Annotated in this window: 15 protein-coding genes; all 15 read right to left on the bottom strand. The window is 69.3% G+C overall.

Annotated elements, in window-relative coordinates:
* Positions 1 to 16 precede the first annotated feature (16 nt).
* Complete coding sequence (gene trpA, locus QZV81_RS08760; protein WP_292835879.1) at positions 17 to 802, bottom strand: tryptophan synthase subunit alpha; 786 nt, start codon at positions 800 to 802, stop codon at positions 17 to 19.
* The gene (gene trpB / locus QZV81_RS08755) at positions 799 to 2,052 is read right to left on the bottom strand and encodes a tryptophan synthase subunit beta (RefSeq protein ID WP_292835876.1); all 1,254 of its coding nucleotides are present in this window, start codon (positions 2,050 to 2,052) and stop codon (positions 799 to 801) included. Before trpB ends, trpA begins: the two co-directional genes overlap by 4 nt.
* On the bottom strand, positions 2,049 to 2,825 hold the full coding sequence (gene trpC, locus QZV81_RS08750; RefSeq protein ID WP_292835873.1) for an indole-3-glycerol phosphate synthase TrpC: 777 nt from the start codon (positions 2,823 to 2,825) through the stop codon (positions 2,049 to 2,051). The genes trpB and trpC overlap by 4 nt, the downstream gene beginning before the upstream one ends.
* Position 2,826: 1 nt before the next feature.
* The gene (locus QZV81_RS08745; RefSeq protein ID WP_292835871.1) at positions 2,827 to 3,057 is read right to left on the bottom strand and encodes a DUF6704 family protein; all 231 of its coding nucleotides are present in this window, start codon (positions 3,055 to 3,057) and stop codon (positions 2,827 to 2,829) included.
* Between the two features lie 36 nt (positions 3,058 to 3,093).
* A complete protein-coding gene (locus QZV81_RS08740; RefSeq protein WP_292835868.1) occupies positions 3,094 to 3,690 on the bottom strand; it encodes a Trp biosynthesis-associated membrane protein in 597 nt (198 codons plus the stop codon).
* Positions 3,687 to 4,034, bottom strand: a complete 348-nt coding sequence (gene hisI, locus QZV81_RS08735) for a phosphoribosyl-AMP cyclohydrolase (RefSeq protein WP_292835865.1) — start codon at positions 4,032 to 4,034, stop codon at positions 3,687 to 3,689. Before hisI ends, QZV81_RS08740 begins: the two co-directional genes overlap by 4 nt.
* Positions 4,031 to 4,795: an imidazole glycerol phosphate synthase subunit HisF gene (hisF, locus tag QZV81_RS08730; RefSeq protein ID WP_292835862.1), complete on the bottom strand. Its 765-nt coding sequence runs from the start codon at positions 4,793 to 4,795 to the stop codon at positions 4,031 to 4,033. Before hisF ends, hisI begins: the two co-directional genes overlap by 4 nt.
* The gene (gene hisG / locus QZV81_RS08725) at positions 4,795 to 5,637 is read right to left on the bottom strand and encodes an ATP phosphoribosyltransferase (RefSeq protein WP_292835859.1); all 843 of its coding nucleotides are present in this window, start codon (positions 5,635 to 5,637) and stop codon (positions 4,795 to 4,797) included. Before hisG ends, hisF begins: the two co-directional genes overlap by 1 nt.
* A gap of 43 nt (positions 5,638 to 5,680) precedes the next feature.
* Positions 5,681 to 5,944 carry a phosphoribosyl-ATP diphosphatase gene (locus tag QZV81_RS08720; protein WP_292835856.1) on the bottom strand — a complete coding sequence of 88 codons (264 nt, stop codon included), beginning with the start codon at positions 5,942 to 5,944 and terminating at the stop codon, positions 5,681 to 5,683.
* Between the two features lie 153 nt (positions 5,945 to 6,097).
* Positions 6,098 to 6,769, bottom strand: a complete 672-nt coding sequence (rpe, locus tag QZV81_RS08715) for a ribulose-phosphate 3-epimerase (RefSeq protein ID WP_292835853.1) — start codon at positions 6,767 to 6,769, stop codon at positions 6,098 to 6,100.
* A 34-nt stretch (positions 6,770 to 6,803) separates the two neighbouring features.
* The gene (locus QZV81_RS08710; RefSeq protein WP_292835850.1) at positions 6,804 to 8,162 is read right to left on the bottom strand and encodes a transcription antitermination factor NusB; all 1,359 of its coding nucleotides are present in this window, start codon (positions 8,160 to 8,162) and stop codon (positions 6,804 to 6,806) included.
* Complete coding sequence (gene fmt / locus QZV81_RS08705) at positions 8,159 to 9,094, bottom strand: methionyl-tRNA formyltransferase (RefSeq protein WP_292835847.1); 936 nt, start codon at positions 9,092 to 9,094, stop codon at positions 8,159 to 8,161. The genes QZV81_RS08710 and fmt overlap by 4 nt, the downstream gene beginning before the upstream one ends.
* Before the next feature lie 8 nt (positions 9,095 to 9,102).
* Positions 9,103 to 11,061: a primosomal protein N' gene (locus tag QZV81_RS08700; protein ID WP_292835844.1), complete on the bottom strand. Its 1,959-nt coding sequence runs from the start codon at positions 11,059 to 11,061 to the stop codon at positions 9,103 to 9,105.
* Positions 11,062 to 11,068: 7 nt separating this feature from the next.
* On the bottom strand, positions 11,069 to 12,262 hold the full coding sequence (gene metK, locus QZV81_RS08695) for a methionine adenosyltransferase (protein WP_292835841.1): 1,194 nt from the start codon (positions 12,260 to 12,262) through the stop codon (positions 11,069 to 11,071).
* Positions 12,263 to 12,358: 96 nt separating this feature from the next.
* A complete protein-coding gene (rpoZ, locus tag QZV81_RS08690; RefSeq protein WP_292835838.1) occupies positions 12,359 to 12,613 on the bottom strand; it encodes a DNA-directed RNA polymerase subunit omega in 255 nt (84 codons plus the stop codon).
* Between the last annotated feature and the right edge of the window lie 58 nt (positions 12,614 to 12,671).

The raw sequence follows: 12,671 nt of genomic DNA, 5'->3' as shown, positions 1-12,671 counted from the left end.
ACCGTTCCCCGGCCCGTCAGGAGCGGGTGGTTCCAGAGGCGAGCGCGCGAGCCTCGGCCGTCAGCCCGGCGATGCCGCCGTCGCGCAGTGCACGCACCAGCGCGGTGCCCACGATTGCGCCGTCGGCATAGCCGATCACCCCGGCGACCTGCTCGGGCGTGGAAATGCCGATGCCCACGCAGGCGTGTTCGACCCCGTGAGCGCGCAGCCGAGCCACGAGCGTGCGTGCGGCGGCATCCACTTCCGCGCGCTCCCCCGTGATGCCCATCGTCGAGACTGTGTAGACGAAGCCCGTCGAGGCGCGCGCGATCAACTCGAGGCGCTCATCCGTGGACGTGGGCGCGGCGAGGAAGATGCGGTCGAGGCCCGTGCGCTCCGACGCGGCGATCCAGTCGCCGGCCGAGTCCGGCGTGATGTCCGGTGTGATCAGGCCCGCACCCCCCGCAGCGAGCAGATCGTCCGCGTAGCGGTTGACGCCATACTGCAGGACGGGGTTCCAGTAGGTCATCACGAGCACCGGCACATCGACGCGCGCGGTGATCTCGCGGATGGCGGTGAAGGTGTCGCGAACGCGGAATCCGCCGGCGAGTGCCGCGACCGTCGCCTCCTGAATGACGGTGCCGTCCATCACCGGGTCGGAGTAGGGGGGGCCGAGTTCGATGATGTCGGCGCCGCTCTCGGCCAGCGCGACGGCGGCATCGATGCTCGTCTGCAGATCGGGAAAGCCGAGCGGGAGGTAGCCGACGAAGGCGCCTCGCCCTGCGGTGCGGGCAGCCTCGATGGCCGCGGCGACTGCGCTCACAGATCGATCCCCTCACCCGTGGCGGCGATCGGGCCGGCTTGCTCCGGATCGGCGGTTTCGTCGTACAGCCCGAACCACTTCGCAGCGGTGTCCATATCCTTGTCTCCACGGCCGGACAGGCTCACGGCGATGATGGCGTCGGGGCCGAGTTCTCGGCCGATGCGCAATGCGCCGGCGAGCGCGTGCGCCGACTCGATCGCCGGAATGATCCCCTCCGTCCGACTGAGCAGGCGGAGGGCGTCCATCGCCTCGGTGTCTGTGGCGGGGATGTAGCTGGCACGACCGATGTCGGAGAGCCACGCGTGCTCCGGTCCGACGCCGGGATAGTCCAATCCTGCCGAGATCGAGTGAGATTCGACGGTCTGACCGTCCTCGTCCTGCAGCAGGTAGGTCCGTGCGCCGTGGAGCACGCCCGTGCGCCCGCGTTCGATGGATGCCGCGTGCCTGGGCGTGTCGATGCCTTCGCCGGCAGCCTCGACGCCGTATAGGCGGACGTCCTCGTCATCCAGGAACGCGTCGAACATGCCGATCGCGTTGGACCCGCCGCCCACGCAGGCCACGACCGCATCGGGGAGCCGGCCGGTCTCGGCCAGCAGCTGCCTGCGGGCTTCCTCGCCGATGATCTTCTGGAAGTCGCGCACCATTGCCGGGAACGGATGGGGCCCGGCGGCGGTGCCGAAGATGTAGTTGGTGGTCGCGACCGTGGCAACCCAATCCCGGTTGGCCTCGTTGATCGCATCCTTCAGGGTCCGAGATCCGGTTGTCACCGGGACGACATCGGCGCCGAGCAGGCGCATGCGCGCGACGTTCAGCGCTTGGCGTTCGGTGTCGACTTCGCCCATGTACACCGTGCAGTCGAAGCCGAACAGGGCGGCGGCTGTCGCGGTCGCGACACCGTGCTGACCCGCGCCCGTCTCGGCGATGACCCGCGTCTTGCCGAGGCGCTTGGTCAGCAGAGCCTGGCCGAGCACGTTGTTGATCTTGTGCGAACCGGTGTGGTTGAGGTCTTCGCGCTTCAGGAAGATCCGCGCTCCCCCCGCGTGAGCGGCGAACCGCGGCACCTCGGTCAGTGCCGAAGGTCGTCCCGCGTAGGAGTTCAGCAGCGCGCTCAGTTCCCCCTGGAAGTCGGGGTCCGCCATTGCGGCCTCGTAGACCACCGTCAGCTCATCGATCGCCGCGATGAGCGACTCGGGCATGAACCGCCCGCCGAATTCGCCGAAGAACGGGCCGTGCTGATCGCGCAGACTCACGTGCCGGCCTCCAGAAATGCGGTCAGGGTGGTGACGGGGTCGTTCGTGACAAGAGCCTCGCCGACCAGAACGACGTCGGCACCGTCCGCGCGGTAGTGCTGGACGTCTGCCGGGGAGAGGACCGCCGACTCGGCGATCCTCACGGCATCCGCGGGGAAATGCTCCGCCAGCGAGCCGAACAGATCGCGGTCCAGTTCGAACGTGCTGAGGTTGCGCGCATTGACGCCGATGAGCTTCGTGCCGAGATCCGCAGCCCGGTCCAGCTCCTGGCGCGAGTGGGTTTCGACGAGAGGAGTCATTCCGAGCTGAAGCACCAGGTCGTGCAGCTCGGCGAGAAGCGCCTTCTCAAGTGCCGCGACGATCAAGAGCACGAGATCGGCGCCGGATGCCCGCGCCTCGAGCACCTGGTACGGCGTGGCGATGAAGTCCTTTCGCAGGATCGGCAGCGACACCCGGTGCTTGACCGCCTCGAGGTCGGCGAGCGATCCCTTGAACTTCCTGCCCTCGGTGAGCACCGAGATTGCCGAAGCGCCGCCCTGTTCGTACAACGCCGCTTGCAGGGCCGGATCAGGGATCGCAGCCAGATCGCCTCGAGAGGGGCTCGCGCGCTTCACCTCGGCGATGATCTTCACGCGCGCAGCAGGCGCGAGGGCCGCCAGGGCGTCGCGCGCGGGCGGCTGAGCAAGCGCAGCACTCTCGACGATTTCGAGCGGCCGCGCCTGAGCGCGCGCCTCGGCATCTGCCACCGCGCCGGCCAGCAGGCCGTCGAGCACGTCAGTGCTGCTTCGGGGTGTACTTGGGTCCGTTCACCCCGTAGCCGGCACGCGCCATCACCCAGCCGACGATGGTGCCGATCACGAGGAGCCCCACGGAAGCCCAGACCAGTGCGGGCATGTCGAGGAAGAAGAACAGCGTGCCGAGGGCCACCGCGAGAAGCATGATCACCACGGCTGTCCAGGCGGCCGGCGAGTGTCCGTCGCCCGGGTCGTCGATCGAGTCGCTCATGGTTCTCCTTCGGTAGCTCGTACTCTCCCTCAGAGTCTAGCGGGAGGTCGGGTCGTCGCCGCGCGAAAGATCGTCCCATGAGTCGATCGCGTCATGGGGCCGCGATGTGGGCGTCGCCGCGGCGACGCCCGCATCGGTCTGGTAACGACGTCCGCCCTCTGCCCAGCGGTGTGCGGTCGTGAGAGTGAGGAGGCCGCCCGCGACGATCAGGGCACCAGCGAGCGCCGCGAAGAACGGCCATGCTGTGGCGACGGTCACGGCGACGAGGCTGGAGACGGCGTCGTCGCCCGCGAGCCCGGTCGTGGCCGTCACCGTTGCGGCGATCGCGTCCAGAGGGAGCGCCGATCCGACTCTCAGCGACAGAAAGGCCAAGGCCGATCCGATGAGCACAGCGATCGCGCCGAAGGCGTAGCGGAGGACGTGGCCGACGATCGTCAGCGCGAGCCCGAGGGCCAGCGCCGCGAGGCTCAGTGGAGCGAGCAGGCTCACCGCCGCAGCCCCGGGCACAGGCACGGGTTCGGTGGCGACGGCGCTCAGGGTCACCTCCACCCAGGTCTGAGTCGAGGAGATGATGGCGATCGCGCCGCCGATGACGATCGCCAGGACCGCGAGCAGGCGTCCACGCTGTGTCATCCCACTCCGACTGTCGGGGAGAGGGCGTCCGCATCGAAGCAGGTGCGATCACCCGTGTGGCAGGCCGCACCAACCTGGTCGACCTCGATGAGCAGGGTGTCTCCGTCACAGTCCAGGCGTGCACCTTTCACGAACTGGGCGTGACCGGACGTATCTCCCTTGCGCCAGTACTCCTGGCGGGATCGGGACCAGAATGTGACGCGACCCTCCGTCAGAGTCCGGCGCAGGGCCTCGGCATCCATCCATCCCAGCATGAGGACCTCGCGGGTGTCATGCTGCTGGATGATCGCGGGTATGAGCCCCTCGCGGTTGAACTGCACGCGTTCCAGCCGGGTGTCGGTCATATGCGCACCTGAATCCCTTCCTCGGCGAGGTGGCGCTTCACGTCGCCGATCGTGAGCGATCCCGAGTGGAAGACGGATGCCGCGAGCACGGCATCGGCGCCCGCGTGGACGGCGGGCGCGAAATCGGATGCCTTCCCGGCGCCTCCCGAGGCGATCACGGGGACGCTCGCGAGCTCGCGCATGAGGGAAATGAGTTCCAGGTCGAAACCGTCCTTCGTGCCGTCGGCATCGATCGAATTGACGAGCAGTTCGCCCGCGCCGCGATCGATCGCCTCGCTTGCCCAGTCGACGGCGTCCAGCGTCGTGGCCGTCCGGCCGCCGTGAGTCGTCACGACGAACCCGGAGTGTGTCGTATCTGAGCGTTTGACGTCAAGACTCAGAACGAGCACCTGCGCGCCGAAGCGATCGGCGATCTCGCCGACGAGACCGGGACGCGCGATCGCGGCGGAGTTGACGCCGATCTTGTCGGCGCCGACGCCGAGTAGGCGTGCCACATCGTCGGCAGAGCGTACCCCGCCGCCGACCGTCAGAGGTATGAAGACCTGTTCGGCGGTGCGGCGGACGACATCGTACGTCGTCGAGCGGTCATCGACCGTCGCGGTCACGTCGAGGAATGTGAGCTCGTCGGCCCCCTGCGCGTAGTACATCGCAGCGAGCTCGACCGGATCGCCCATGTCACGCAGATTGGCGAAGTTCACACCCTTGACCACTCGGCCCGCAGCCACATCGAGGCAGGGGATGACTCGGCAGGCGAGCGTCATCACAGTCTCGCATTGTGAATGGGAGTGACCAGGATCGCTCGCGCTCCGATCGCGTACAGGGCGTCCATCACCTGGTTCACACTCGAGCGCGGGCTCATGACCCGAACCGCAACCCACGCGGGGTCGCGCAGCGGAGAGATTGTCGGGGACTCGATGCCGGGCGCAAGGGCGGTGGCCTCATCGATCAGATGTGCCGGGAGATCGTAGTCGATGAGGACGAACCTCCGCGCGACGAGCACTCCCCGCAGTCGGCGGAGCAGCGTCTCGGTCGCGGCCGCTTCCTCGGGAGCCCCGATGAGGACAGCCTCGGACTGCAGGAGGATCGGACCGAAGATCTCCAGGCCGGCCTGCTTGAGCGTCGTGCCGGTGGATACGACGTCGGCGACGGCGTCGGCGACACCCAGCCGGACGGCGGACTCCACCGCACCGTCGAGGGGAACGAGATCGACGGCCACGCCCTGCTCATCGAGGAATCCGTCGACGAGTCCCGGGTAGGCGGTTGCCACCCGCAGGCCTTCGAGATCGGCGATCCGGGCATATTTTCCGGGCGGACCGGCGAAACGAAACGTCGAGGCGCCGAAGCCGAGCGCCTCGATCTCGCGCGCCCCCGGCATCCGTGCATCCAGAAGCAGATCGCGCCCGGTGATACCGACATCCAGCGCGCCGGAGCCGACATAGGTTGCGATGTCCTTGGGACGCAGGTAGAAGAACTCCACCTCGTTGACCGGGTCGATGACGTGCAGGTCTTTCGGGTCGCGCCGACCGGTGTATCCGGCCTCGGCGAGCATTTCGGCGGAGGTCTCGGCGAGCGAGCCCTTGTTCGGCACAGCGATTCGCAGCATGTTGCGGGGCTTTCGGAGTGGGAGCGGACGGTGGGTGTCGCGCTCAGAGATGTCGGCCGACGTCCTCGAGTGTGAGGCCCTTGGAGATCATCAGCACCTGCAGGTGGTACAGGAGTTGGGAGATCTCCTCGGCCGTCTCGTCGTCGGACTGATACTCGGCCGCCATCCAGACCTCGGCGGCTTCCTCGACGATCTTCTTGCCGATGGCGTGGATTCCGCGATCCAGCTGAGCAACCGTGCCGGATCCCTCGGGACGCTCCACGGCGATCGCGGTGAGCTCCGCGAAGAGGGCATCGAAGGTCTTCACCCCCCCAGGCTACCGGCATTGCGGTGCGCCACGCCGCCGCTCGGGTCGCGCGATGAATCCCATCGGCCGCTGTCGGCGGCATACGCCCGGCAGTGTGCCGGCTCGGTGGCCGTCGCCGAACCGACCGCGACGGCGGCCACCGCTGAGGCACGTTCAGTGACGGTGGTGACGGGATGCCTCGGCGCGGAGGGCCGCTATCGCCTGAGCGGGGTCGGCCGCGCCGAAGACCGCCGAGCCGGCCACGAATGTGTCGGCCCCCGCTTCGGCTGCCTGGGCGATCGTCGACTCGCTGATTCCCCCGTCGACCTGCAGCCACACCTGTGAGCCGCGTCGGCGAGCCTCCTGGCGCAGCAGGGCCAGCTTGGGCATCTGGTCGGCCATGAAGCTCTGACCGCCGAATCCGGGTTCAACGGTCATGACCAGGATCTGGTCGAACCCGTCGAGCATGTCGAACAGGCTCTCAACCGATGTGGCGGGCTTGACGGCCACGCCGGCGCGGGCACCGATCTCGCGAAGACGCCGCGCGAGAGTGAGGGGCTCGGTCGCAGCCTCGAGATGGAAGGTCACCGAGGCCGCGCCGAGTTCCGCGTAAGCGGGCGCCCATCGTTCCGGCTCGCTGATCATGAGGTGCACGTCGAGCGGAACCGGGCTCGTCGCCTGGATGCGCTCGACCATCTGGGGTCCGAATGTGAGGTTAGGCACGAAATGGTTGTCCATGACATCCACGTGGACGAAGTCGGCGGCGGCGATGCGCGCGAGCTCAGCCTGCATGTTCACGAAGTCGGCGGCGAGGATGCTGGGGTTGATGCGAACGCTGTCGGGCACGGCATCCACCCTATCGGCGGCTCCAGAAAACCCGTCAGCTGCGGCGCAGCAGCGAAATGGACATGGCATCGGTGCCGTGCCGATGCGGCCACAGTTGTGCGCGGCCGGAGCCGTCGATCGGTTCGGGCAGGTCGATCGGCGTGTCCACGATGGATTGCAGCACTGCCCGTGTGTCGAGCTCCTCGATCGCTCCGCCGAACCGACGGCGGGCTTCGGCGATGATCCCGGAGGTCTCGGCCAGGTGCGGCGAGCACGTGACGTAGGCCACGATCCCGCCGGGGGCCAGCGCTTCGATTGCGGCGGTCAGCAGCCCGCCCTGAAGCTCGGTGAGATCGGGCACATCGGCGGGGCTCTTGCGCCAGCGCGCCTCGGGGCGGCGGCGGAGCGCGCCGAGGCCCGTGCAGGGGGCATCGACCAGGATGCGGTCGTATCGTCCACGCCCGGCGCGCGTGCGGCCGTCCTCCTCGGAGACGGGTACCTTCAGCGGGATGCCGACGACCGAATCGCGCACGAGTTTCGCCCGCGCCGCCGAAGGTTCGTTCGCTTCCACGACAGCGCCACCGGCGAGGGCCTCGGCCGCGAGCACGGCGGTCTTCCCGCCGGGGGCTGCACACAGGTCCAGCCACCGCTCGCCGCGGCGCACCGGGGTGGCGCGAGTGAGCGCGAGGGCCGCGAGCTGCGAGCCTTCGTCCTGCACACGGACACGGCCTTCGGCCGCGGCGATCACGGGCCCGGGGTCGCCTCCGCCGAGGCGGAAGCCGATCGGCGAATACGGCGTAGCGGTCGCCCCATCGGGACGCGCGGCGAGTGCGGGCAGCGCGGTCATCGTCACCGAGGGGGCAGCATTGTCTGCCGCGAGCAGCGCCTCGAGCTCGTCGGCGCGCCCTTCGGCGGAGAGTGCCCGTCGGAAGGCTCGGATGATCCACACGGGATGCGCGTGGCGCACACCCAGCCGTTCGTCGTCTGAGCGAGCGTCTCGTTCGAGGCGTTCCTCCCACTCCTCGGCGGTGCGTTCGGAGACGCGGCGCAGGACCGCGTTCGCGAACCCTGCAGCGGAAGCGCCCGCCGCCTGGCGCACCTGGCGGACCGTCTCGTTCACGGCCGCGTGGGTGGGTGTGCGCATCGCGAGCAGCTGATGCACGCCGAGACGGAGCGCGTCGAGCACCGGCGGGTCGATCTCGGTCGGCGGGCGTCCGGCGGCATCCGAGATGATCGCATCGTAGGTGCCCTGACGGCGAAGCGTGCCGTACGTCAGTTCGGTCGCCAGAGCTGCGTCAGGACCCGACAGGCCGGCGCGCCGCAGCTCGCGCGGCAGCAGCAGGTTCGCGTAGGCGTCCGACTCGCTGACGGCACGGAGCGTGTCGTAGGCGACTCCGCGCGCCGAGCCGGTCATGCGATGTCCGCCGGGAAGCTGTCGACGCGTGGGTCGTCGAGCCGGAGTCCGCGCCACCAGTCTGAGCCGGCCATGGCGCTCTTCCCGGCAGGCTGCACGACGAGCAGGAGCACCGTGCCCGAGCCGGTTCCGATAACGACGTCGTGCTCCCCCATGGTGAGGGCACCCGGGGCCAGGTCGATGTCCGGTCCGCGGCGCACAGCGAGGACCTTCAGCCGCTGGCCGGCCACCGAGGTGTGCGCCCCGGGCTCGGGCGTCGTGCCGCGGAAGCGGTCGATGACCTCGTCAGCGGGAACGGTGAAATCCAGCGCGCCGTCGCCGATCGAGAGCTTCGGGGCGAGGCTCGGCTCCCCCGACTGCGGCTCGGGCGAAGCGGTGCCCGCCTCGATCCCATCGACGACGTCGACCAGCAGCGCTGCGCCGAGGTCCGCCAGTGCGTGGAGGACCTCGCCCGCTGTCGCATCGTGTGGAACGGTGTAACGCACCTCATCGAACACGTCTCCGGCATCCAGCTCGGCGACGAGCTGGAACACGCTCGCGCCCGTCACCCTGTCGCCCGCGATGAGCGCGCGCTGGACAGGAGCAGCTCCGCGCCAGCGCGGAAGCAGCGAGAAGTGAAGATTGATCCAGCCGAGCGGTGGGGTCGTGAGCAGGGGCTCCCGCACCAGAGCGCCGTAGGCGACGATCACACCGAGATCGGGCGCCAGATCGGCGATGGCGCGCGTGGCCGCGTCGTCCAGATGGTCGGTTTTGATCGTGGTGATCCCGAGGCCGGCGGCGAGGTCAGCGACCGGCGACGGCGTCATGACGCGTTTGCGGCCGATTGCCGCGTCGGTCCGGGTCACAACGCCGACCAGGTTGTGACCGGACGCCGCGATGGCGCGGAGCGACGGGGTCGCAGGCGCCGGCGTCCCCGCAAAGACGATGCGCATGGGGCTCCTCACAGATCCAGCTCGGGCACGTCGAGCCGCACCCTGAGTGTAGTTCGAGGCCCACGGTCCCTCGTGGAGCGTCGGGCCCGCAGGGCGTCCGCCACGACCGCTGCGCGCAGGTGCTCGGCAACGGCGGCACCGTGCGCGTAGTCGAAGCGGACGAGCGCACGCACTCCCCCCTCCTCGAGCGGTACGGGTCCGAGCACCGCGGCCGGGCCGAGCTGCGGCACCGCGGTGCGCAAACCCTCCACCGTCGCCGTCACGGTCGCCGAGGCGCCTTCCACGGCGGCCACGCGAACGGTCGGTGGCATCGAGAGGGGCTCGCGGTCGGCGAGCTCGGCGCGCGCGTATGCGGGCTGCGTCCACGTGGCAAGGGCCCGGGCGACCGGACCGGAGACGCCGACCAAATGGACCGGGGCACCGGGCGCGGCCAGGGCGGCCGCGTCCGACCACCACCGCAGGCAGGACTCACCGATGCGCAGCTGCTCGGCCATCAGCATCCGATCGCCGTCGAGCAGGATGACGGCGTGATACCCACCCGCGGCGTGCGGCTCGGCGCCGCGGGTGGCGATCACGAGCGCGGCTCGGCCGTCGACTTCGGCGAGCGGGTGGCCCCCGTCGGCGAGGACGACGCGGATGCCGGGGAACGCTCGGCCCAGTTCCTCGGCCGTTCGCTCGCTGCCCGACGAAGCCATGCGCAGCTTCGTGGAACGGCAGTTCAGACACGTCCACACGGGTTCCGCTCGGCCACACCACCCGCAGTCCGGTGTCGCGCCCGGACGCTTCGCGCGGAGAGGCCCGGTGCAGCTGGCGCAACGCGCTGGGGTACGGCAGTCGGCACACACCAAGACGGGTGCATAGCCCGGACGCGCGACCTGGACAAGAACGGGGCCGTGGCGGAGTGCTTCGCGGGCGGCGGCGAAAGCGGCGGACGGGACGCGGGCGCCGCGAGACTCGCCTTCGTGCGTGGCTGAGAGCACGACCGTGGGGCTCTCGCGCCGCTGCGCGGAAAGGTCGCGGACCCAACCGAGTTGGACGAGCCGCTCCACATCGGTGGTGCGGGTGTGCCCCGCAAACACGAGTGCGCTTCCCTCGAGCTCCTGCCTCACGAGAGCCGCGTCGCGTGCGTGCACCCCCGGGCTCAGCGGCTCGGCGAGGAGCGGGTCGCCGTCATCCCACAGCATGACGCAGCCGACGTCGTGCGCGGGCGCATAGACGGTCGAGCGGTTGCCGATCACGATCGCTGGCACCGACGAGAGCAGCCGGAGGAAGCTCGAATACCTCTCCGGCCCCGATCGGCGCGCATCGTCGCGGATGACGGCCCCCTCGGGAGCACGCCCGGCCAGCGCGGCGAGCACCTGATCCTGGTCGCGCTGATCGGGAACCACGATCAGCGCGCTCCGGCCGGCGGCAAGCGTCCTGAGCGCGACGGCGCCGAGAAGTTCGGCCCATGCGCCCAGCACACGGTCCGCGCTCGGATGCGGAGGCGCGTCCAGAGCGAGTCGCGCACCGGAGCTGATGCCTTGCGTCAATCCCGGGTACGACGCGAGTGTGTCGTCGACCCAACGCAAAGCATCCGCGGACACCCGTGGAGTCTCTGCTGCCGGAGCGGCAAGCCAGGCCTTCTCGGCCCGGACCATGCGCTTGGGGATCGCCAAGCGGAGGATGTCACCGGCGCCTCCTGCGGCGCGGTCGGCGGCCCGACGGGCGAGGATGTAGAGCGAGCGTCTCAGGACCGGGACCGGGGACACGACGCTGTCGAGCTCGGACAGCGGGCGTTCGGATGGCTCAGCCTCGCCCAGTTCGACGAGATACCCGTCGACGACTCGGCCTGCCGTCCGCAGCGGCACCCTGACCCGGACCCCGGGAACGGCGTCGGCGGCAAGCTCGGCCGGGATGGTGTAGTCGAACAGGCGGTCCAGCTGCGGCAGCGGCGAGTCGATCAGCACCCGCGCGACGGTCACCACGGCTCTGTCAGAGGCCGGCAGCGACGCGCAGCTCCTCGATGCGGGAGGTCTGCTCCCAGGTGAAGTCAGGCAGCTCGCGGCCGAAATGACCATACGCGGCGGTCTGTGCGTAGATCGGGCGCAGCAAGTCGAGGTCGTCGATGATCGCCTGCGGGCGCAGATCGAAGACATCGCGAATCGCGTCGGCGATGACCTCGTCGGCGACGTGACCCGAGCCGAAAGTCTCTACGTAGAGTCCGACCGGGGCCGCGCGGCCGATCGCGTAGGCGACCTGCACCTCCAGCCGATCGGCGAGGCCCGCCGCGACGGCGTTCTTCGCAACCCAGCGCATGGCATAGGCGGCGGAACGGTCGACCTTGGACGGGTCCTTTCCGCTGAACGCGCCGCCGCCGTGGCGCGCGGCGCCGCCATAGGTGTCGATGATGATCTTGCGACCCGTGACGCCCGCATCGCCCTTGGGCCCGCCCGTGACGAAGGCCCCGGCGGGGTTGATGACGTACTGCACGTGCGACAGGTCGAGCCCGGTCTGGGCGAGGACGGGATCGATCACCTCGGCCTGCACAGCGGCGCGCAATGCCGGGATCGAGATGTCGGGGTGGTGCTGTGTCGACAGCACAACCGTCTCGACCGAGCGTGGGACGGCGCCCTCGTAGCCGAGAGTGACCTGCGTCTTGCCGTCCGGCCGCAGGAACCCGAGCGCCCCAGAGCGCCGCGCCTCGGTCAGCCGCTCTGCGAGGCGGTGAGCCGTCCAGATCGCAAGTGGCATGAGCTGGGGTGTCTCGTTCGTCGCGTACCCGAACATGATTCCCTGATCGCCTGCGCCGAGCGCGTCGATCGGGTCGGCCGATCCGCCTTCGCGGTGCTCGATGGCCCGGTCGACGCCGGCCGCGATATCGCCGGACTGTTCACCGATGGAGACCGTCACGCCGCACGAGTCGCCGTCGAACCCGGTCTCGCTCGATGTGTAGCCGATGTGATTGACGACACGGCGCACGATGCCCGGAATGTCTGCGTACGCCTCGCTGCGCACTTCACCGGCCACATGGACGAGCCCCGTCGTCACAAGGGTTTCGACGGCGACGCGGCTGCCGGGGTCGACCGCGATGAGTGCATCGAGGATGCTGTCGGAGATCTGGTCGCAGATCTTGTCCGGGTGGCCTTCGGTCACTGACTCGGACGTGAACAGACGCAGGGCGCTCATCGATACTCCAGGGTGTCGGGGGTATACATCATCATGCCCGCGCGCTCCGACATGGCGGAGCACACGGGCATCATGACGCCATACGGCGTCATCGGGTCACTCGGCGGCGCGAAGGCGCAACTTGTCCTCGTGGATCTCGTGCATGGCGATCGTCAGTGGCTTGTCCTCGACGTGCGAGTCCACGAGCGGGCCGACATTGTCGAAGAGGTTTCCCTCGTGCAGGTCGGAGTAGTAGTCGTTGATCTGACGCGCACGCTTGGACGCGAAAATGACGAGCTGGTACTTCGAGTCGACCTTCTCGAGGAGTGAGTCGATGGGCGGGTCGATGATGCCCTGGTCACGTGCGGCCACGGGGAACCTCCTGCGATCTGGTGGCGGGGAAATCTGTCGCGCGGCTCTGAAGCCGCGG

This window comes from Microbacterium sp. (genome assembly GCF_011620665.1).
In the GTDB taxonomy this organism is placed as follows: domain Bacteria; phylum Actinomycetota; class Actinomycetes; order Actinomycetales; family Microbacteriaceae; genus Microbacterium.
The sequence above is the reverse complement of the archived record's forward strand: the minus strand, read 5'-3'. Positions and strand labels throughout refer to the sequence as shown.

Excerpts from the sequence above, each read along its gene's own strand:
- hisF (WP_292835862.1), bottom strand. The coding sequence starts at position 4,795 with ATGACGCTCGCCTGCCGAGTCATCCCCTGCCTCGATGTGGCTGCGGGC.
- QZV81_RS08710 (WP_292835850.1), bottom strand. The coding sequence starts at position 8,162 with ATGACCGGCTCGGCGCGCGGAGTCGCCTACGACACGCTCCGTGCCGTC.
- fmt (WP_292835847.1), bottom strand. The coding sequence starts at position 9,094 with ATGCGCATCGTCTTTGCGGGGACGCCGGCGCCTGCGACCCCGTCGCTC.
- metK (WP_292835841.1), bottom strand. The coding sequence starts at position 12,262 with ATGAGCGCCCTGCGTCTGTTCACGTCCGAGTCAGTGACCGAAGGCCAC.
- QZV81_RS08745 (WP_292835871.1), bottom strand. The coding sequence starts at position 3,057 with ATGAGCGACTCGATCGACGACCCGGGCGACGGACACTCGCCGGCCGCC.
- QZV81_RS08740 (WP_292835868.1), bottom strand. The coding sequence starts at position 3,690 with ATGACACAGCGTGGACGCCTGCTCGCGGTCCTGGCGATCGTCATCGGC.
- hisG (WP_292835859.1), bottom strand. The coding sequence starts at position 5,637 with ATGCTGCGAATCGCTGTGCCGAACAAGGGCTCGCTCGCCGAGACCTCC.
- hisI (WP_292835865.1), bottom strand. The coding sequence starts at position 4,034 with ATGACCGACACCCGGCTGGAACGCGTGCAGTTCAACCGCGAGGGGCTC.